Here is a 19700-nt window from a genome sequence, read left to right on the forward strand (position 1 = left end):
GCGTCATGCCTGACAATAAAAACAACAGCGCCAGCACTGACACACACAAAGCCAACTTCAACAGCATCCCGGTGGTCAATATCGCCGGTCTGTTCAGCGTTGAACTGGAACACCGCCTGGCCGTGGCCGAACAATTGGGGCGCGCCGCCAGCGAGGTCGGGTTCCTCTACATCACCGATCACGGTATCGACCCGCAACTGATCGCCAACCTGCGCCAGGCGGCCAAGGACTTTTTCGACCAACCCTTCGACACCAAGATGCAGCACTACATCGGCACTTCCCAAACCCACAAGGGATTTGTGCCCGAAGGCGAAGAGGTCTATTCCAAGGGCAAGCCGGACCACAAGGAAGCCTTTGACGTCGGCTTCGAAGTCCCGGCCGATGACCCGCTGGTGCTGACCAACACGCCATTGCTGGGGCCCAATGACTGGCCACAGCTGCAAGGTTTCAAGGCGTCGGTGCAGGCCTACTATGAAGCCATCTTCGCCTTGGGCCGGCGCCTGTTCGGTGGCTTCGCCCTGACCCTGGGCCTGGAAGAAAACTACTTCGACAGCCTGGTCACCCGTCCGCCGTCCAAGCTGCGCCTCATCCACTACCCCTTCGACGGTGCCGCCCATGACGCACCGGGTCTTGGAGCCCATACTGATTACGAGTGTTTCACCATCCTTTTGGCCGACAAACCAGGCCTTGAGGTGATGAACAACCTTGGCCAATGGATCGATGCACCACCGATTGCCGATGCCTTTGTGGTCAACATCGGCGACATGCTGGAAGTGATGACCGCAGGCGCATTCGTAGCCACCGCGCACCGGGTGCGCAGCGTGAAGGAGGAACGTTATTCCTTTCCGCTGTTTTATGCCTGCGACTATCACACCCAGATCAAACCGCTGCCCGGGTTCGCACAGGCAGGCAACGACTACGAAGAAATCACCATCGGCGAACACATGTATGGCCAGGCGCTGCAGACCTATCAGTATCTGCGCCAGAGGGTGGCCAACGGGGAAGTTCAACTGCCAGGCAAGGCACGCAAGCCCGCCAGTTTCGGACATTTGAAAAATCAGGCTCAACCGTCCTGATTGAAGTTTTCAGCTAACCCCCTACCTACGCCGGAGTCAGTACATCATGAAAAACAATAAGAAAAACCTTTTGAGCCTGGCTGTATTGGCAGCCGGTATGTTCGGTGCCTCGGTGAGCATGGCCGCGGCAGACACGTTCAAGGTCGGCATGGAGATCACCTACCCTCCCTTTGAGTCCTATGACAAGGACAAAAACGTGGTGGGTTCGGACCCCGAACTGGCAACAGCACTGGCCAAGCACATGAACGCCAAGGTGGAGTTCGTCGACACCAAGTTCCCGAGCCTGATCCTGGGCTTGAACTCCGGCAAGTACGACGCAGTCATTTCCGGCATGTACATCACGCCTGAGCGCCAGACTCAGGCCCAGACCATCGCCTACGCCAACACCGGTGCTGCGGTCATGGTGCCCAAGGGCAGCGAGATCAATGCGAAGAAGCCTGAAGACCTGTGCGGCCTGAAACTGGGCCTGGAACAGGGCACCACCTGGGTCAAGGAATTCAAGAAGCTCTCCGACGACTACTGTGTGCCGAACAACAAAGGCGCCATCACCGTCAGCGAGTACCCTTCGGCCCCCGAAGTGACCCAGGCCTTGTTGTCCAGGAACATTCAGGCCCAGGTTGAAATCGCCGGCGCGGCAAAAATGATCGCGGAAAAGACCAACGGCCGGGTAGTGATCACCACCGAGCATCCGATTTATCAGCAAACCCTGGGCATCTTCGTCAAAAAAGGTAACGACGAAACCTTCCAGGCCGTGCAAAAGGCCTTCGAGGAGAGCAAAAAGAGCGGTGAATACGCCGCAATTCTCCAGAAATATGGCTTGGAAGAACCGACTGCCAATTAAGAACCTGTCCTTGTAGTCTGGTCATCTGCCTCCCCTGCACCGGGGCGGCAGATCGAGGTGCCCCATGCAATTCGATTGGTCATATTTCCTGTCCCTGTTCTCCCTGCCGGACTTCTGGAAGGCCTGCGTAACGGTGGTCCAGCTCAGCGCCCTGGCCTGGTTCATCGGCATGCTGCTGGGTTTTGTCCTGGCCACGGCCAAGCTGTCCCACACGCCCTTGCTGCGCATTCCCGCAGCGGTCTACATCTGGTTCTTCCGCAGCATTCCGTTGCTGGTGCTGGTGGTCTTCGTCTACAACCTGCCGCAACTGTTTCCCGGTAGCGGACCGATTCTGTCCAACCCCTTCTACTCGGGCCTGCTGGCCCTGGTGGTCACTGAAGCGGCGTACATGGCGGAAATCCATCGTGGTGGCCTGATCTCCGTGGCCAAAGGCCAGAAGGAAGCCGGGCGCGCGCTGGGTGTCGGCCTGTTCGGCATGCAACGCTTGATCGTGATCCCCCAGGCATTCCGTATTTCGCTGCCCACGCTGATCAATGAATACATCACGGTGGTCAAGCTGACATCACTGGTCTCGGTCATCTCCCTGACCGAAATCCTCACGGTCGGCCAACGCCTCTATGCCACCAACTTTCTGGTCATGGAAACCCTGGCGGCAGTAGGCGTCTATTACGTGTTGATCGTCACCGTGTTCGGTTTTTTCCTGCAGCGCCTGGAGCGCTACCTGGACCTGAACTTCCGCAAGCCTCACACACTCGACGCGGCCGCCATAGCCAACTTCAGGGCCAGCGCCGAAGCGTTGCCCGACACTGCGCGCAAAGCGGCAGGCAACAATGCGACGCCCATCCTGCAACTGAAGAACATCCAGAAAAGCTATGGCACCCACCAGGTGCTGATGGGCATCGACCTGAATGTCGAGTACGGCCAGGTGGTCTCGATCATCGGGCCATCCGGCTCCGGCAAGACGTCGCTGATCCGCACCGTCAACGGCCTGGAAACCATCGATACCGGCGACATTCTGTTGTTCGGCGAAAAATTCATCGAAGCGTCGGACAAACCCAACAGCACCCGCCTGCGCAAAGGCGTGCGGCACATCGGCATGGTGTTCCAGAACTTCAACCTGTTCCCGCACCGCACCATTCTCGACAACGTCACCCTGGCGCCCCGTTACCATGGCCAGCCGGGCGAGCTGAGTGAACATCGTGCCTATGCGCTACTGGACAAGGTCGGCCTGCTGGCCCATGCCCACAAGTACCCGCACCAGCTCTCCGGTGGGCAGCAACAGCGCGTGGCGATCGCTCGAGCCCTGGCGATGGAACCGCAGATCATGCTATTCGACGAGCCGACCTCGGCCCTCGACCCGGAACTGGTCAACGACGTGCTGAACGTGATCCGCGACCTGGCCAAAGAAGGCATGACCATGCTGATCGTGACCCACGAAATGGACTTTGCCATGTCGATATCCGACCGGGTCGTATTCATGGAGAACGGTAATATCCAACTGGATGCCGCACCTGAAACCATACGATGCGATGCCGAAGGAGAACGAGTGCGGCGCTTCATGGGCATCAGTGCTCGATCGCCAAGCCGGTCTGCAACGGTGGATCATGCATGAATAGGCAACCACTTTCTTTGAGCATTCTTATTTCAGGAAAACGCACATGAATCTGGGAATAGCAGGACGCTGGGCGCTGGTATGCGCCGCCAGCAAAGGTCTGGGCAAAGCCTGCGCACAGGCACTTGTCCATGAAGGCGTGAACGTGGTGATCACCGCACGCGGCGAGCACACGCTCAATGAAACAGCCCGTGAGCTCAGAGCGCTAAATCCTGAAGTAACGGTCATCGCCGTAGCCGGAGACATTTCGACGGCCGAGGGTCGGGCGGCAGCGCTCATGGCCCACGAGCATTTCGATATCTTGATCAACAACGCTGGAGGCCCTCCCCCCGGGGATTTTCGCGAATGGAATCGCGACGCCTGGCTCAAGGCGCTGGATGCCAACATGCTGACGCCTATCGAGTTGATCAAGGCCACGGTAGACGGTATGGCGACACGTGGATTTGGTCGAATCATCAACATCACGTCGAGTGCCGTGAAGTCCCCTATCGAAAGCCTGGGCCTGTCCAACGGCGCGCGCAGTGGTCTGACGGGTTTTATCGCAGGGCTTGCCCGGCAAGAAAACATCGCCAGTCGCAATGTGACGATCAACAACCTGCAACCAGGCTCATTCGACACCGATCGACTGCGTGACAACCTGGTCGCTGCTGCCCAGGAGACGGGGCAGGACAGCGAGGAATTCCTTGGCCAATGCCGTAGCGAAATTCCTGCCAAACGCTTCGGCTCACCCGAAGAGTTCGGTGCGCTGTGTGCCTTCGTTTGCAGCAACCATGCGGGCTACCTGACCGGGCAGAATCTGTTGATTGATGGAGGGGCCGTTCGCTCCAGCCAATAATGGGCAAGGGCTATGCAGGTGTACCCGGGCAATCAGGCTTGAGTTCGCGGCCTCGCCCGGGTGAGCATTGCTGATCAGGGTTTACGCGCAATGATCACCTGACTTTTCGCCACCACGGCATCCAGCGCCTGCTTGATCTGTGCGCCCCGTGGCGAAGCCAGGATCGCCTGCCAGGTATCCGCCCAGTGGTTGAGCAACGGATGGTCCGGGTTGCTGAAGTCGACCTTGGCTTCCCAGAACAACAGCATCCACATCGACCAGTAGAACCCGTACTGGCTGTGGCTGATCACTTCCAGGCCGGCATCGCTGACCATGGCCTTGAACTGCTCTTCGCTGATGATGCGAATGTGGTTGGGCTTCTGGAAATACTCGGCCGCCGCGATATCTTTCTGCAGGTCTTCGGAGCTGGGGTGCGGGACGCTCAGTAGGTACAGCGCGCCCGGTTTGCCGACGCGCACCAGTTCAGCGAGGAACTGCGCCGGATCGTCCACGTGCTCGATGACCTCGGTCGACACCACCCGCGTGGCGGTCGCATCGGCAATCGGTAGCGGGTTGCAGTCGGTGACATGGCATTCGACATCGCGGGCCGGTGTATCGCTCAGGCGCAGGCGGGTCGCTTCAACCTTGGCCGCGTCGATATCGGCGATGATGATCTTCGCCCCGCGCATCCCGCAGAAATGCACGTTGCCACCGTCGCCGCAGCCAACATCCAGCAGCGTGTCCTCGGGGGTCACCGGGAATCCGCTGAACAGTTCGCCGGTCTGCTGATTGAACCAGCCGCTGAGCATCGCATCGTGCAGGCCGAGCATGTAAGGGTCGACTTTCTCCGCCACTGGCGCCGCGGGCGGGGTCTCTGGCTGCACAGGCGCGGGCGTGCCCGCCGTGAGTTTCTTCAAAAGGCTCAGCATGAGGTGGCTCCAGAGGATGTGACGGCTGTTCGGGAAGTGCCCAGGCGCTTGACCAGCGAGGCGCCGCGGTTGCGCATGGGCATTTCGATGACGCGATAGTTGAGTTCGCTCAGCAGCACGATCAGGCCGCCAGCCATCAGCAACATCAAGATCGGATGGCCTGCCGGACTGGGCAGCCCGGCAGCCTGCAAACGGAAAATGAATTCACGAACCAGCAAGTAGGCCGGGATATGGATCAAGTAAATCCCGTAGGAACGGCTGCCGACCCACGTCATCAGGTTTTTGAACACGCCGCGCGGCAACAGGTAATCGCGGTTGTAAGAAGCGATCCAGACCAGCAGCGCGCACAGCACTGCAATCACGCCGATCCGGTAAGAGGTGAAGGTGAAACGATCCGTTGCCAGGAAACTGAGCAGCAACGACAGCGCGATCAATGCGGCAACGCCCGCCCATGGACGACGCAAGAATTTTGGCTCCCAGCGCAGGTACGACGGTTGCGTACTCCACATCGCCAACAGCACGCCAAGGGCCAGCGCATCGGTGCGCACTACCATCAGGATCGGTGTACGCAAGGTGAACAATTGCACCGCAACCAGCGCCAGCAACGCCCACACCAGGTGCTTGCGAAACAGCACGATCATCAGCGGAAACAGCAGGTAGAACTGCTCTTCCAGCGACAGGCTCCAGTACACGAAGCTAGTGCCGTACTCGTAGTGATAAAAACTGTCGGCAAAGCGGAAATTGGCGTATTGGGCGATGCCGGCCAGGGTCGCCTGAATGTTCGCGTGCAGGGTGCCGAACGCGCCGGAGCGGTTGAGAAAAAGGCACGCCAGCAACATCAGCGCCAGCCATAACCAGGCTGAAGGGAGCAATCGAAAGGCCCGTCTCAACCAGAAATTACGCGTCTGTTGCCAATATTCCTGACGCGATGTGCAATGGCGCAAGGCCGGGATCAGGCTGCGGGCAATGACGAAGCCCGAGATCGCGAAAAACAGATCCACGCCCCACCACGGCTGACCGTACAGCGTGATGGCCTGCAACAACGGCACGGCCGCCGCGAACAGGCTGTCCTGCAGGTGATGAAACAGCACGCCGAGTACCGCAATGCCGCGCAACAACTCGATGTCCATGATTCGTTTTTCGTTGCTCATGCGCCCTCCTGGACATGAGGTTTGCGAGCAATGATCACCTGGCTCTTGGGCATGAACTGATCCAGCATCTGCTTGATCGCCAACCCGTCGGGCTGGGCCAGCAAGTCCTGCCAGGTTTTCGCCCAGCTCTCCATCAGCGGCGGATACGGCGCCTGAATCCGGTCGCGAACCGCGCCACCCAATTCACGCCCGGCAGCCCGTTCGCTGGCCCAGAAAAAAATCATGCCCATGACCCAGAAAAAACCGGACGCCTGGCGATGCTCGATGACCAGGCCCGCGTCTTCCACCAGCGCGGCGAATCGCTCGGGGCTGAAAATCTGTACGTGATTGGGCGATTGGAAATAGCTGGCCGGAGCGATGCCCTTCTGCAAATGTTCGCCCACCGGGGACGGTACGCTCAGCAGGTACAGCGCGCCGGGGCGACCCATGCGCACCAGTTCGGCCATGAAGGGTTCTGGCTGATCGATGTGTTCCAGTACTTCCATGCACACGACTTTGCTGGCGCAGCCCTCGGCCAATGGCAGCGGCAAACTGTTGCTGACCAACCCCAGGCTCGGCTTGTCTGATTGCGCCGCCACTTGTCGGGCAAGCTCGCGGACCTTGTCGTGTTCACTGTCGGTGAAAATCACCGACGCGCCCTGGCGGACCGCGAACAAAGTCGCCACGCCTTCACCGCAACCAACATCCAGCAAGGTGTCGTCGGCGGTGATGGCAAACCCCTTGAGCAATTCACCGCTGTCGCCGAGAAACCAGCCGTCGAGCAGGGCATCGTACAAACCGATGTCCCTGGGCGAGACCCGCGTTTCTGGTGGGGCGACCGCTACCGGTGCGGGCCGCAACTTCGCAAGCAGGCGCCGAATCATGTGCCCGACGCTTGTGCGCAGTTTGCTTCACGCCGTTGCAGCAACTGCTCGAACACCGCCTTCAGGCGCTGTTCGGCAACGGCCTGGCTGCAGAACCCCTGCAGGCTGCGCACGGCATGGGCCGACATTCGCTGATAGCGCTCGACGTCCTGCCTGGCGACGTCATGGCTGGCGGAAAATGCCGTACACAGTGAGTCCCAATCCGTGACGTAACGCAGGGTACGATACGCGGCGCGAGGATCGTGGGGCCAGGAGGTCAGTTCGTCGGTGCCTTCGACGATAAACGCGTTGTCACGGTCGATGTAGTCGGCCATGGCGGTGTTCAGCGGCGCAATGGCCGGCTTGCCGCAGGACATGAACTCCATCAACGGCAGGCATTGCCCTTCGCCGTAGGAGCAGTTGACGACGTAACTGGTGGCCTCGACCAGGCGCTCGTAGTCGATGTCGGACAGAAAGCCGTGGACCAGCACGATGCGGCACTGGTAGGACTGATTCTTGTAGACGTGGTGCAGCATGTCGTTCAAAGCGTTGGCGATGTCATGGTGCGTGAGCTTGAGCACCAGGGTCGCGTCGGGCGTGTCGCGAAAGGCAGTGCAGAACGCACTGATCATGTCCTTCCAGTTCTTGCGTCCGTCGTAGGGATTGAACACCGAGGTGTAGACCACGCCCTCGAGCAGCAGCTCACAGTCACGCGGCGGTTGGTCGAAGGCGATCGGCGTGCCCTCGCGCAAGCGTTCGGGGCCGTAGGGACGCAAGTCCGTGGTGCGACTGTCGATCAATAGCCCGCGCAGGTTCAGGCGCGTGGGGCCCACGACCGGACGCTTGTCCAGAAGCTCGCCACGGGCGGCAAAACGGTCCCAGACAGGTGCTGCGATAGCACTGATCGGGTAATCGGGGCCCATCACATCGCGTACGGCATTCACGGTAAAACTGGAGTGGGTGATCGCCGTCCCGCAGGAGCCCAACACCGTCCGCCAGTCATGCCGTGGTTCGCCCTGCCAGCTCTCGGTGGGAATGGTGCTGAACTCCCAGGCGAACACCGGAATCGTCGGGCACGCGTAGTGGACCGGTGTGCGATGCGGCGGGGAGAAGGACAGGAACACGCAGTCTTCGCCCCGGCTCAGGCAATCGAAATACAACCGATCGACCAGCTCGTCCGGGTTGCTGACCTCGATCACCTGCCCCAGCCGTTCGAGCACCGGGCGGAATTCCTTGAGGACGAAGTAATAGCTGTACTCGGGCCGCCCAAGATTCTGCTGGATGTTGCTCTTGTTGGTTTCCGAATGAATGATGATCAGCACGATGCAGCCCCCGTTTCGGCAACCACCGGCACGACGTCACGGACAGGTTCCTGTTTGAAGAACAACGCCAGCCGCTGCTGCACCGGCGCGAAGCTGCAGTACTGGCGCATGCGTTCGCTGGCCGCGTCCGCCATGGCCTGCCAGGCGTCCGGCTGATTCTTTGCCATTGCGTAGCTGTTCTCATAAGCCGTTTTCAACGACCCCCAGTCCGGACGGTGGCGCAATGTGCGGTACAGGATGCGCGCGTCTTCCGGCCAGATCGTCGGCTCCTGGCTGGACTTGACGATGAAAGCCACGCGCTCGTCGATGTAGTCGCGCATCGCCGTGTGGTTCGGGGCGATGACAGGCCGGGCGCAGGACATGAACTCCATCAGCGGCAGGCACAAGCCTTCGCAGCGTGAAGCGTTGACGTAGTAACTCGCCGCGCCATAAAGCCGGGCGAACTGCTCGTCCTGCAGATAACCGTGCATGACCACCACGCGACAGGCGAAGGGCGAGAGCTGGGACAGCAAGGTCATGAGCTCGACGTAATAGGTCGACAGGTCGTTCTGGGTCATCTTCAACACGAGCGTGGCGTCTTGCACATCACGCAGCGCCCAGCAGAACGCCGTGATCAGGTGATGCCAGTTCTTGCGCCCGTCATCGGGATTGAACACGCTCACATAGATGACGCCATCGACCTCGATTTCCACCGTTTGACTGGTGTCGGGGAAAGCCGCTTGTGGATGCTCGTCCTGCGCGCAAGTCGCGCTGATGACGGGTTCATCCGGCGCGGGAGCTTCGCTGACCGCAGGTTCGATCGGCAACGGTTGAGGCGTGCGAAACCTGGCCAGCCACGGCCGAACGGCATCCGGCACCAGATCGCGAACAGCTTCGCGATACCACAACAGCAGGTAGTGTCTGGTTATGAAGAGGCGTCGACGCAGGGTCAACGGCGGCACCGGAGGTTCAGGTTCAGGCTCGGGTTCGGATTCCGGCTCGGGCTCGGCGATTTCCTGCGGCGGTTGCTCGATGATCGGCGCGATCAAACCATCGGCGGACAACCCCATCGAGCGGCTGTCCAGGATGCAACCCTTGATCTGCAACGTGGCACCCGCGTTCACCGGCGTACCGGGATATTGCTGGCGGATGCCGGCGAAGCGTTCCCACAAAGGCGTCGGCAGCACCAGCACCGGGAAGTCGTCGCCCAGGGTCCGGCGGATGGCTTCGGCGGTGTGGGTGGACAAGGTGATCACTCGCCCCAGGCGCGCCAGTGTCTGGCTCCAGTCCTGACGCGGATCGTTGTCCCAGTGCTCGGCGGGAATGCTGTCGAACTCCCAGGCGACCACGCACACCATCGGGCATTGCAGGTCGGTGGGGGTCTTGTGCGGTGGCGCGAACGAAATGAACAGGCAGTCCTGGCCGGCCTGCTGCAACTGCCGATACAGCGGGTCGACCTCGGCGGCCGATGACACCACATGCACCGGCCCGAGGCTTTCGAACAACGGTCGGTACGCCTTGAGCACGAAGTAGTAACTGTATTCTGGACGGCCGAGACTCCGGCTGATGGAGCTGTCGTTGACGTCGGAGTAAAGAATAAAATTCATGGCATCCCACGGTGACGCCGCCATCCCGGCAGCCTCACGCTATGACGGGGAGGATACGGTTCGAGTCCGTGTTTACTGGCGCTCGTCCATCGTCTTCCTGCCCGTCTTCGTTCTTGTTTTAGTGGTCAGTTTCTCGCAGTTTCGAAGCGACGCTGCCGAACCCCGGGTAATCGTGACGAGGGGCATTCTAACCACATCCGTTGAGGATTCGTGAACCGCCCGACGAGAATAAATCAGGCTACGCAGACGAGAACTGATCAGTCACGGTTGGACCTGTTGAAATTGCCGAGCAAATGGCACAGATTGGCTACCAAACAACTACAACAAAACATTTCATCTGTCTTACGAGCGATCCTGTTGATTCGTGAGACCCTTCCATTAAGCCAGTAGGAAATGGATGAAATGTATGACCGGGGGTCGCTGTTGAAAAAACGTCTGTTTGTCACGGGTCTGACTGGATTCGTAGGACAACACATCCAATCGCGTTTGCAGGCTGACGCCTCGGAATGGGAGCTGCTGCCTGTTCCCGGCCGCTACGATCTTGCCGCGCCGGACAGCCTCGAAGGCTTGTGGCCGGTCATGCCCGATGCGGTGATCCACCTGGCCGGCCAGACGTTCGTCCCGGAGGCTTTTCGTGATCCGGCCGGTACCCTGAATATCAATCTGCTGGGCACCCTGAACCTGCTGCAAGCCCTCAAGGCACGCGGCTTCAGCGGCACGTTCCTGTACGTCAGCTCCGGCGATGTCTATGGCCAGGTCGCTGAAGAGCATCTGCCCATCACTGAATTGCAGCCACCCTGCCCGCGCAACCCATACGCCGTGAGCAAACTGTCGGCCGAGTTCCTGAGCCTGCAATGGGGCGTGAGCGAAGGCTGGCCCGTACTGGTCGCCCGCCCGTTCAACCACATCGGCACCGGTCAGAAAGACAGCTTCGTCATCGCCCACGCCGCACGTCAGATCTGCCGGATCAAGCAAGGCCTGCAAGGGCCACAACTGGAAGTCGGGGACATCGACGTCACGCGCGATTTCCTCGATGTCGGGGACGTGGTCTCGGCCTACCTGGCATTGCTGGAAAAAGGTACGCCGGGGCAGGTCTACAACATTTGCTCGGGGCGCGAGCAGAGCATTCGCAGTTTGATCGAACAGCTGGCAGATCTTGCCCAGGTCGACCTGCAATTGGTCCAGGACCCTGCGCGACTTCGCCGCGCGGATCAGCGACGTGTGAGTGGCAGCCCTGCCAGGCTGACCCAAACCACCGATTGGAAGCCTGAAATCACAACACAACAATCCCTGCGGGCGATCCTGTCCGACTGGGAGAAGCGAGTACGACAAGAATGACTAAAAGTGCATTGATCACAGGTATCACCGGCCAGGATGGCGCTTATCTGGCGAAACTGTTGCTCGACAAGGGCTACAAAGTCCACGGCCTGGTGGCGCGTCGCAGCAGCGACTCGCGCTGGCGCCTGCGCGAGATGGGGGTCGAGGCGGACATCGTCTACCTGGACGGCGACATGGCCGATGCCTGTTCAGTGCAGCGCGCGGTGATCAAATCGGCACCGGACGAGATCTACAACCTTGCCGCACAAAGCTTTGTCGCGGCTTCCTGGGATCAACCGGTGACCACCGGCATCGTCGACGGCCTGGGCGTTACCCACCTGCTCGAGGCGATCCGTCAGTTCAGCCCGCACACGCGTTTCTACCAGGCGTCCACCAGCGAAATGTTCGGCCTGATCCAGGCCGAGCAACAGGACGAGAACACCCCCTTCTATCCGCGCAGCCCTTATGGCGTGGCCAAGCTGTACGGCCACTGGATCACCGTGAACTACCGCGAAAGCTTCAACCTGCACGCCAGCAGCGGCATTCTGTTCAACCATGAATCACCGCTGCGCGGCATCGAGTTCGTGACGCGCAAAGTCACCGACGCCGCCGCCCGCATCAAGCAGGGCAAGCAGCAGGAACTGTGCCTGGGCAACATCGACGCCAAGCGCGACTGGGGCTTTGCCGGGGACTACGTCGAAGCCATGTGGCTGATGCTGCAACAGGACAAGCCCGATGACTTCGTGGTGGCCACCGGCGTCACCACCACCGTGCGCGAGATGTGCCGGATCGCCTTCGATCACGTGGGCCTGAACTACCGCGACTTCGTGAAGATCGACCCGGCGTTCTTCCGCCCGGCCGAAGTCGAAGTGCTGCTCGGCAACCCGGCCAAGGCCCAGCGTGTGCTGGGCTGGAAACCAAAAACCGACCTGGATACCTTGATCCGCATGATGATGGATGCGGACATGAAACGCGTCGCCAAGGAGTAGGCCATGCTGATTCCCGTGATTCTCTCCGGCGGTGCCGGGACAAGGTTGTGGCCGGTGTCGCGTGAAGGCCATCCCAAACCGTTCATGGAATTGCCCGACGGCCAGTCGCTGCTGGGCAAGACCTATCGGCGTGCCGCGGACCTGCTCGACGGCTGGGGCGATATCGTCACGGTGACCAACCGCGAGTACTACTTCCAGAGCAAGGATCACTTTCGGGACGCGCACCTTGGCCGCCATCGCGGACACTTCCTGCTGGAGCCGACGGGGCGCAATACGGCACCGGCCATTGCCGCCGCCGCCCTCTCCCTCCAGGCCCTGCATGGCGACGACGCGATCATGCTGGTCATGCCCGCCGACCACCTGATCGTCAATGTCGACGCACTGAAGGACGCGGTCGAGCATGCCGTGGCATTGGCCAGGCGCGGTCACCTGGTGACCTTCGGTGTCGTGCCGACCGCTCCGGAAACCGGGTTTGGCTACATTGAAGCCGGTACATCGCTGGACGATAAAGGCGCTGCCAGTGTGCGGCGCTTCGTCGAAAAACCCGACCTGCAAACCGCGACGCATTACCTGGAAAGCGGCAACTTCCTGTGGAACTCCGGGATGTTCTGCTTCTCGGTCGCCACCCTGCTGGCCGAACTGCAAACCCATGCTCCCGACTTGCTGGAGCAGACGCAAACCTGCATGGCCGCCAGCGCCGCGGTGGAAAACGCCGGAAGTCTGCAACAGGAACTGTCACCGGTCCTGTTTGGCGAAATCATGGACATTTCCATCGACTACGCGTTGATGGAACGCTCCGACAAAGTGGTCGTGGTGCCGGCCCGTTTCGACTGGAGCGACATCGGCTCCTGGGGGGCGGTGGCCGCGCTGGTTCCAGCGGATGCACAGAACAACCGCACCGTCGGCGAATCGATTTTCATCGACAGCCACAACAACTTCGTCCAGAGCGATAACCGCCTGGTCGCGACCGTGGGTGTGGATAACCTGATCATCGTCGACACCGCCGACGCGGTGCTGGTAGCCCATGCCGACCGCGCCCAGGATGTGCGCCGGGTGGCCAGGCAACTCAAGGATAAAGAGCACGAAGCCTATCGCCTGCACCGTACGGTCAGCCGGCCATGGGGCACCTACACCGTGCTCGAAGAAGGTCCGCGCTTCAAGATCAAACGCATCGTGGTCAAGCCCGGCGCCAAGTTGTCGTTGCAGATGCACCACCATCGCAATGAACACTGGGTGGTGGTCGAAGGCATGGCCAAGGTCACCAACAATGGCACCGGCACGCACCTGGTGGCCAAGAACGAATCGACCTTCATTGCCGCCGGTCACAAGCATCGCCTGGAAAATCCCGGCGTGATCGACCTTGTGATCATCGAAGTGCAAAGCGGCGAATACCTGGGAGAGGACGACATCGTCCGCTTCGAAGATCAATACGGCAGGACGGTTTGAATGCTGCGTAATCTTTACCAATCACTGTGGAGTTACCGGGGTTTCATCCTCGGCAGCGTCAAACGGGAGTTTCAGGCGCGTTATCGCAACTCGCTGTTCGGTGCCTTGTGGACCGTGCTCAATCCGCTGTCGATGATCGTGGTCTACACGGTGATCTTCTCCACCATCATGCGCGCCCGCTTGCCGGGTGTGGATGACGGGTTGGCCTATAGCGTCTACCTGTGCGCCGGCCTGCTGACCTGGGGCCTGTTCGCCGAGATCACGACGCGCAGCCAGAGCATGTTCCTGGAAAACGCCAACCTGCTGAAGAAAATCAGCTTCCCGCGCATCTGCCTGCCGGTCATCGTGCTGCTCAATGCCGGGATCAATTTCGCGATCATCCTGGGGTTGTTCCTCGGCTTCCTGCTGATCAGCGGACGGCTGCCCGGCATGGCGCTGCTGGCGCTGGTACCGTTGCTGGTCCTGCAAGTGACCTTCGCTGCGGGGCTGGGGATGATTCTGGGCGTGCTCAACGTGTTCTTTCGCGATGTCGGGCAGTTTTTCGGCATCTGCCTGCAATTCTGGTTCTGGCTGACGCCCATCGTTTACCCGCTGTCGATCCTGCCGCCGGGCATCCAGCGTTTTATCGAGCTGAACCCGATGACGGCACTGATGAACAGCTACCAGAACCTGTTTCTCTACAACCAATGGCCAGACTGGAGCTCGCTGGTCCCGTTGCTGGTGATCGGCCTGTTGTTCTGTGGGATGGCGCTGCGGCTGTTCCGCCAGCGTGTCGGTGAAATGGTGGACGAGCTCTGATGGGACATATACGTGTCAGTGGCCTGGGCAAGGCCTACAAGCAGTACCCGAATCGCTGGAGCCGGCTGTTCGAATGGCTGGTGCCGTTTTCCCGCACCCGGCATCACCTGCACTGGGTGCTGCAAGGGGTCGATTTCGAGATTCAGCCGGGTGAAGCCGTGGGCATCGTCGGGGTCAACGGTGCCGGCAAAAGCACGCTGCTGAAGATGATCACCGGCACTACCCAGCCCACCTGCGGCGACATCCAGCTGCAAGGTCGCGTAGCGGCGCTGCTGGAGCTGGGCATGGGCTTCCACCCGGACTTCACCGGTCGGCAGAACACCTTCATGGCCGGCCAGTTGCTCGGCATGCAGGTCGAAGAAATCGAAGCGCTGATGCCAGAGATCGAGAGCTTCGCCGAAATCGGCGAGGCCATCGACCATCCGGTTCGCACTTATTCCAGCGGCATGCAGATGCGCCTGGCGTTCAGCGTGGCCACCGCGCGACGGCCGGACATCCTGATCGTCGATGAAGCGCTGTCCGTGGGTGACGCCTACTTCCAGCACAAAAGCTTCGATCGCATCCGCAACTTCCGCAAGGCAGGTACCACCTTGCTGATCGTGTCCCATGACCGTTCGGCGATCCAGTCGATCTGCGACACCGCCATCCTCCTGGAGAACGGGCGCATGGCCATGCGCGGCAAGCCTGAAGAAGTGATGGACTACTACAACGCCATGCTCGCCCAGCGCGAGGGCCAGACGGTGCGTCAGGAAATGCTCGCCAACGGGCAGGTGCAAACCATTTCCGGGACAGGCGAAGCGGGCATTCTCAGCGTTCGCCTGCTTGACCCGAAGGGCCGCTCGGTGGAAGTGGCGGAAGTCGGTCAGTCAATGGTCCTGGAAGTGCAGGTCGAGGTGCGCCAGGACATCGAGCGACTGATTCTCGGCTTCATGATCAAGGATCGCCTTGGCCAGCCCATGTACGGCATCAATACCCACCGGGTGGACAAAGCCCTCACCGACCTGAGTGCCGGCGAGCGCGTCACCTACCGTTTTGCCTTCGACATGCGCTTGGGCAAGGGCAATTATTCGGTGGCCTTGAGCTTGTCGCGACTGGATTCGCACCTGGATCGCAATTTCGAATGGCGTGACTACGGGCTGGTCTTCCACGTGATCAACAATCGCCAGGAAGACTTCGTGGGTTGCTCCTGGCTCGAAGCGCAGACCAGCGTGACCCGTTCCAGCGAAAACCGGGTGGAATCCGTTGGAGTGACGCGATGACCAGACTGTTGGTGGAATGTACCTACGTCTTCGAACACCCGGATGCCAACTCGGGCATCCAGCGGGTCGTTCGCAATGTGATTCAGCAATTGCCGGCTGCGAACGCCCGGCGCGAATGCGTTCCGGTGGTGATGATCAATGGCGCGTTGTTCGAGGTGAAAAGCCTGGCGCCTTTGCCGACCGTCAAAGTGGATCTGGTGAGCCTGCGGGTGAAGCTCGAACAGTTCGCCAATCAGTTCTGGCTGCGCCACCGCGCGCTGGAACGTCGCCGTCCTTTCAGCCAATCGAAGTTCGCCCGCCGGGTGCTTTACGTCGGTTGCCGTCTGACCGCGTTCGCCTGCCTGAGCCTGCCGATGCGCCTGCTCGATCGGGCACTCAAGGGCCAGAAGGTTCCCGAGCGTTGCGTGCCGTTGCAGCATCGCGCCGGCGACCAATTGGTGCTGCTGGACTCGTCCTGGCACGCCAACTTCTTCCCCCTGGCCGAACAACTCAAGCGTGACGGGGTCGGCATCGTTTCGGTGATCTACGACCTGATTCCCCTGACCCACCCGCAGTTTTGCGACGCAGGATTGGTGAAGGTCTTCAACGAATGGTTCGACTGGATCGCCCGCACCGCCGATGGCTACGTGGCGATCTCGACCACCATCCGCGACCAGGTCCGCCAGGAGATGACTCGCCGGATCGGTACCGCGCAGGTTCAGCAACGCTGGTTCGACTATTTTCACCTTGGCTCCGAACTCGACCTGACCGATGCCCGGTCTACCGTCGCCCCGGGGCTGCTGCAGATGTTCAAGACGCCGGACCCTGTGTTCCTGATGGTCAGCACCATCGAGCCGCGCAAGAACCATGCGTATCTGCTGGACGCGTTCGAGCGCGCCTGGGCGGCCGGTTCCAAAGCCCGGTTATGCATCGTCGGCAAGATCGGCTGGAAATGCGAGGCGCTGATCGAGCGTATACGCCAGCATCCGCAATTGAACCTGCGTTTGTTCATGTTCAACAACCTTTCGGACAAGAGCCTGGAACACGCCTATTCCCACGCGACATCGCTGGTGTTCCCGTCCTACGTCGAAGGGTTCGGTTTGCCGCTGGTGGAAGCCATGCAGCGAGGCCTGCCGGCCATGGCCAGCGACATCCCGGTGTTCCGCGAAATCGGTGGCGAGTACATGGCGTATTTCGACCTCTCCGACCCGCAGAACCTGGCCGATCTGGTCATCGACATGGAAAGCGGCGGCGCATTTCCCGCGCCCCTCAACCTGGATAACTGGCGTTGGCTGAGCTGGCGCGAGGCGAGTGCGCAACTGGTCGATCGCATCCAGCGCAATCTGCACAGCGATGCGAAGGTGCCTGAGAGTCAACATGCGAATTGCCCTTAACGCCCGCATCCTTCAGGCCCCGCGCACGGGCATCGGCCACTACGTCGCCGAACTGGCGACGGCCCTGGCCCGCGAATCGGACGTCGAGTTGTCGTTGTTCCACGGCTGGGGCTGGAGTTCGACCCTGCCTGAGGCGGCGATGCCCGGTTACTCGCGTCTGACGCCGTTGCTGCGACAGATCCCGGGCGCCTATCAGGCACGGCGCTGGCTGGAGCAAAAGCGTTTCGACCAGCGTCCCGCCCAGGCGATCGATCTGTATCACGAGCCAAGCCTGTGGCCGCTGTCGTTCGATGGCCCGACAGTCATCACCCTGCATGACCTGACTCACCTGCACTATCCGCAAACTCAGCCACCGGCGCGTTTGCGTGAAATCGAACGGCGCGTGGCCGACGGCGTGCAACAGGCCAGCCTGATTCTGACCGACTCGCAATACATTGCCGACGAAGCCCAGGCACATTTCAGGCTACCGGCGCAGCGATTTGTTGTCGCACCGCTGGGTGTGGCCGCGCGCTTCCACCCCCGTGAACCCGAGGCCATCGATCAGGTCCTCAAGGCCCACGGCGTCGAGGCGCGGGAGTATTTCCTTTGCGTCGGTACCCTGGAGCCACGCAAGAATCTGACCCTGGCCCTGCGCGCTCATGCCCGGCTGCCGGAAACCGTGCGCCAGCGTTTTCCGTTGCTGATCGTCGGCATGGCCGGCTGGCAGCGCGAGCAGTTCAGCGAAGAATTGCACCAGGCCCTGGCCAGCGGGCATGTCTGTTTGCTGGGCTATCTGCCTGACGAGCACGTTGCGCAGTTGTTGGCCGGCGCCCGGGCATTGATTTTTCCGTCGCTGTACGAAGGATTTGGCCTGCCGGTACTGGAAGCCATGGCCTGCGGCACGCCGGTCATTTTGACTCGACGCTCGGCCATGCCCGAAGTGGCAGGCTCTGCGGGCAACTATATCGAACCTGATGACCCCGACGGCTTGCGCAATGCAATGAGCCGTCTGATCGAGGATCCAGCGCATTGGCAGGCATGCCGGGAAGCCGGATTGCTACAGGCAGGGCTTTTTACCTGGGAACGCTGCGCGCAAGTCACCGCCAGCGCTTACCGCCAGGCTATGGGAGGTTGAATGCGGGTTCTTCATTTTTTCAAGACGTACCTGCCTGACTCGGTCGGCGGGATCGAGCAGGTAATTTTCCAGTTGTGCGAAAGCGGTGCCCTGCACGGCGTTGAAGGTAAAGTGCTGACACTCAGTGCCGATCCGACACCCGCGGCGATGCAGATCGCTCAACATGAAGTCCATCGAGCCAGGCTCGACATTCAGTTCGCCTCCACAGGGTTTTCCTGGAGCGTCTTCAAGCAGTTTCGCGAACTGGCAGCCGAGGCCGACGTGGTCAATTACCACTTTCCATGGCCGTTCATGGACCTGGTGCATTTCGCCAGCGACTTGAAAAAACCCAGCGTGGTGACCTACCACTCGGACATTATCCGCCAGAAACACCTGCTCAGACTTTACCGGCCGCTGATGAACCGCTTTCTGCACAGCGCCGACCGGATCGTCGCTGCATCGCCCAATTACCTGCACACCAGTGATGTGTTGCAACAGTTTCAGCACAAGACCCAAGTGATCCCCTATGGATTGAACAAGGCAGGCTACCCACAGCCGGACAGCGATCGAATGGCTCACTGGCGGCAAAAACTTGGCGACAAGTTCTTTCTGTTTGTGGGTGTGATGCGCTACTACAAAGGTTTGCACATCCTGCTCGACGCCCTGAAGGATCTGGATTATCCGACGGTGATTGTCGGTGCCGGCCCACTGGAAGCAGAGCTGCATGCCCAGGCGGCCGCCTTGGGTCTGCGCAATGTGCACTTCCTCGGACGCCTGGGGGACGAGGACAAGGTAGCGTTGCTGCAACTGAGCTACGCCATCGTGTTCCCATCGCACCTGCGCTCCGAAGCCTTCGGCATTTCGCTGCTTGAAGGCGCAATGTATGGCAAACCGATGATCTCCAGTGAGATCGGCACGGGCACCAGTTACATCAACATCCATGACGAGACCGGGCTGGTGGTGCCGCCGAGCAATCCATCGGCGTTTCGCGAGGCGATGCGCACGCTTTGGGAAAACCCTGTGCTGGCGGCGCAAATGGGCGAGAAAGCGCAGGCCCGTTATCAGAACCTGTTCACGGCAGACGAAATGGGTCGCAAATGGTCGGTGTTGTATGAGGAACTGCTGGAAGAGAAAGCCCTCGCCTACGCATGACGCTTTTTTACAGGACCGACTTGCCTCTGCCACCGCGTTCCAACAGTGGTACGATCCCGCGACTGTAGATGTCCATGGCTTGCGCACTGCGTGTACAAGC

17 protein-coding genes are annotated in these 19700 nt (G+C 60.5%); 12 read left to right on the forward strand and 5 right to left on the reverse strand.

Annotation, left to right across the window (positions count from 1 at the left end; genetic code table 11):
- Window positions 1-5 precede the first annotated feature (5 nt).
- From KGB29_RS18785 to KGB29_RS18800, 4 genes are all read left to right on the forward strand, one after another.
- Complete coding sequence (locus KGB29_RS18785; RefSeq protein WP_150814935.1) at window positions 6-1076, forward strand: isopenicillin N synthase family dioxygenase; 1071 nt, start codon at window positions 6-8, stop codon at window positions 1074-1076.
- Window positions 1077-1122: 46 nt separating this feature from the next.
- On the forward strand, window positions 1123-1917 hold the full coding sequence (locus KGB29_RS18790) for an ABC transporter substrate-binding protein (protein ID WP_057713911.1): 795 nt from the start codon (window positions 1123-1125) through the stop codon (window positions 1915-1917).
- A 64-nt stretch (window positions 1918-1981) separates the two neighbouring features.
- On the forward strand, window positions 1982-3529 hold the full coding sequence (locus KGB29_RS18795; protein ID WP_150814934.1) for an amino acid ABC transporter permease/ATP-binding protein: 1548 nt from the start codon (window positions 1982-1984) through the stop codon (window positions 3527-3529).
- 46 nt (window positions 3530-3575) lie between these two features.
- Complete coding sequence (locus tag KGB29_RS18800) at window positions 3576-4364, forward strand: SDR family oxidoreductase (RefSeq protein WP_150814933.1); 789 nt, start codon at window positions 3576-3578, stop codon at window positions 4362-4364.
- Between the two features lie 74 nt (window positions 4365-4438).
- Here the strand turns inward: KGB29_RS18800 and KGB29_RS18805 are convergent, their stop codons facing one another.
- Genes KGB29_RS18805 through KGB29_RS18825 form a run of 5 tightly spaced genes read right to left on the reverse strand, consistent with a single transcriptional unit; the run spans window position 4439 to window position 10173 of the window.
- On the reverse strand, window positions 4439-5272 hold the full coding sequence (locus KGB29_RS18805) for a class I SAM-dependent methyltransferase (protein WP_057713908.1): 834 nt from the start codon (window positions 5270-5272) through the stop codon (window positions 4439-4441).
- On the reverse strand, window positions 5266-6423 hold the full coding sequence (locus tag KGB29_RS18810) for an acyltransferase family protein (RefSeq protein WP_150814932.1): 1158 nt from the start codon (window positions 6421-6423) through the stop codon (window positions 5266-5268). Before KGB29_RS18810 ends, KGB29_RS18805 begins: the two co-directional genes overlap by 7 nt.
- Window positions 6420-7286, reverse strand: a complete 867-nt coding sequence (locus KGB29_RS18815; protein ID WP_150814931.1) for a class I SAM-dependent methyltransferase — start codon at window positions 7284-7286, stop codon at window positions 6420-6422. Before KGB29_RS18815 ends, KGB29_RS18810 begins: the two co-directional genes overlap by 4 nt.
- Window positions 7283-8587 (reverse strand): glycosyltransferase, encoded by a 1305-nt coding sequence (locus KGB29_RS18820; protein ID WP_150814930.1) that lies wholly within the window; start codon window positions 8585-8587, stop codon window positions 7283-7285. The genes KGB29_RS18815 and KGB29_RS18820 overlap by 4 nt, the downstream gene beginning before the upstream one ends.
- On the reverse strand, window positions 8581-10173 hold the full coding sequence (locus KGB29_RS18825) for a glycosyltransferase (RefSeq protein ID WP_150814929.1): 1593 nt from the start codon (window positions 10171-10173) through the stop codon (window positions 8581-8583). The genes KGB29_RS18820 and KGB29_RS18825 overlap by 7 nt, the downstream gene beginning before the upstream one ends.
- Window positions 10174-10596: 423 nt before the next feature.
- On the opposite strand from KGB29_RS18825, the gene KGB29_RS18830 reads away from it, so the two are divergent.
- The 8 genes from KGB29_RS18830 to KGB29_RS18865 are packed head-to-tail and all read left to right on the forward strand — an operon-like array spanning window position 10597 to window position 19600.
- Complete coding sequence (locus KGB29_RS18830) at window positions 10597-11511, forward strand: GDP-mannose 4,6-dehydratase (protein ID WP_150814928.1); 915 nt, start codon at window positions 10597-10599, stop codon at window positions 11509-11511.
- On the forward strand, window positions 11508-12479 hold the full coding sequence (gmd, locus tag KGB29_RS18835) for a GDP-mannose 4,6-dehydratase (protein ID WP_057713902.1): 972 nt from the start codon (window positions 11508-11510) through the stop codon (window positions 12477-12479). Before KGB29_RS18830 ends, gmd begins: the two co-directional genes overlap by 4 nt.
- A gap of 3 nt (window positions 12480-12482) precedes the next feature.
- Window positions 12483-13925, forward strand: a complete 1443-nt coding sequence (locus KGB29_RS18840; protein ID WP_150814927.1) for a mannose-1-phosphate guanylyltransferase/mannose-6-phosphate isomerase — start codon at window positions 12483-12485, stop codon at window positions 13923-13925.
- Window positions 13926-14723: an ABC transporter permease gene (locus KGB29_RS18845; RefSeq protein ID WP_150814926.1), complete on the forward strand. Its 798-nt coding sequence runs from the start codon at window positions 13926-13928 to the stop codon at window positions 14721-14723.
- Entirely contained in the window at window positions 14723-15982 is a 1260-nt protein-coding gene (locus KGB29_RS18850; RefSeq protein ID WP_150814925.1) for an ABC transporter ATP-binding protein, read from the forward strand. The genes KGB29_RS18845 and KGB29_RS18850 overlap by 1 nt, the downstream gene beginning before the upstream one ends.
- Window positions 15979-17355 carry a glycosyltransferase family 4 protein gene (locus KGB29_RS18855; protein ID WP_150814924.1) on the forward strand — a complete coding sequence of 459 codons (1377 nt, stop codon included), beginning with the start codon at window positions 15979-15981 and terminating at the stop codon, window positions 17353-17355. Before KGB29_RS18850 ends, KGB29_RS18855 begins: the two co-directional genes overlap by 4 nt.
- Complete coding sequence (locus KGB29_RS18860; protein ID WP_150814923.1) at window positions 17339-18469, forward strand: glycosyltransferase family 4 protein; 1131 nt, start codon at window positions 17339-17341, stop codon at window positions 18467-18469. Before KGB29_RS18855 ends, KGB29_RS18860 begins: the two co-directional genes overlap by 17 nt.
- The gene (locus tag KGB29_RS18865; RefSeq protein WP_150814922.1) at window positions 18470-19600 is read left to right on the forward strand and encodes a glycosyltransferase family 4 protein; all 1131 of its coding nucleotides are present in this window, start codon (window positions 18470-18472) and stop codon (window positions 19598-19600) included.
- Window positions 19601-19700: the final 100 nt, after the last annotated feature.

Source organism: Pseudomonas sp. BF-B-30 (assembly GCF_019956305.1).
GTDB classification, from domain to species: domain Bacteria; phylum Pseudomonadota; class Gammaproteobacteria; order Pseudomonadales; family Pseudomonadaceae; genus Aquipseudomonas; species Aquipseudomonas jessenii.

Bases quoted from the DNA above. Each gene is read 5' to 3' on its own strand.
- KGB29_RS18785 (WP_150814935.1), top strand. From the start codon at position 6: ATGCCTGACAATAAAAACAACAGCGCCAGCACTGACACACACAAAGCC.
- KGB29_RS18790 (WP_057713911.1), top strand. From the start codon at position 1,123: ATGAAAAACAATAAGAAAAACCTTTTGAGCCTGGCTGTATTGGCAGCC.
- KGB29_RS18795 (WP_150814934.1), top strand. From the start codon at position 1,982: ATGCAATTCGATTGGTCATATTTCCTGTCCCTGTTCTCCCTGCCGGAC.
- KGB29_RS18800 (WP_150814933.1), top strand. From the start codon at position 3,576: ATGAATCTGGGAATAGCAGGACGCTGGGCGCTGGTATGCGCCGCCAGC.
- KGB29_RS18805 (WP_057713908.1), bottom strand. From the start codon at position 5,272: ATGCTGAGCCTTTTGAAGAAACTCACGGCGGGCACGCCCGCGCCTGTG.
- KGB29_RS18810 (WP_150814932.1), bottom strand. From the start codon at position 6,423: ATGAGCAACGAAAAACGAATCATGGACATCGAGTTGTTGCGCGGCATT.
- KGB29_RS18815 (WP_150814931.1), bottom strand. From the start codon at position 7,286: ATGATTCGGCGCCTGCTTGCGAAGTTGCGGCCCGCACCGGTAGCGGTC.
- KGB29_RS18825 (WP_150814929.1), bottom strand. From the start codon at position 10,173: ATGAATTTTATTCTTTACTCCGACGTCAACGACAGCTCCATCAGCCGG.
- gmd (WP_057713902.1), top strand. From the start codon at position 11,508: ATGACTAAAAGTGCATTGATCACAGGTATCACCGGCCAGGATGGCGCT.
- KGB29_RS18840 (WP_150814927.1), top strand. From the start codon at position 12,483: ATGCTGATTCCCGTGATTCTCTCCGGCGGTGCCGGGACAAGGTTGTGG.
- KGB29_RS18845 (WP_150814926.1), top strand. From the start codon at position 13,926: ATGCTGCGTAATCTTTACCAATCACTGTGGAGTTACCGGGGTTTCATC.
- KGB29_RS18850 (WP_150814925.1), top strand. From the start codon at position 14,723: ATGGGACATATACGTGTCAGTGGCCTGGGCAAGGCCTACAAGCAGTAC.
- KGB29_RS18855 (WP_150814924.1), top strand. From the start codon at position 15,979: ATGACCAGACTGTTGGTGGAATGTACCTACGTCTTCGAACACCCGGAT.
- KGB29_RS18860 (WP_150814923.1), top strand. From the start codon at position 17,339: ATGCGAATTGCCCTTAACGCCCGCATCCTTCAGGCCCCGCGCACGGGC.
- KGB29_RS18865 (WP_150814922.1), top strand. From the start codon at position 18,470: ATGCGGGTTCTTCATTTTTTCAAGACGTACCTGCCTGACTCGGTCGGC.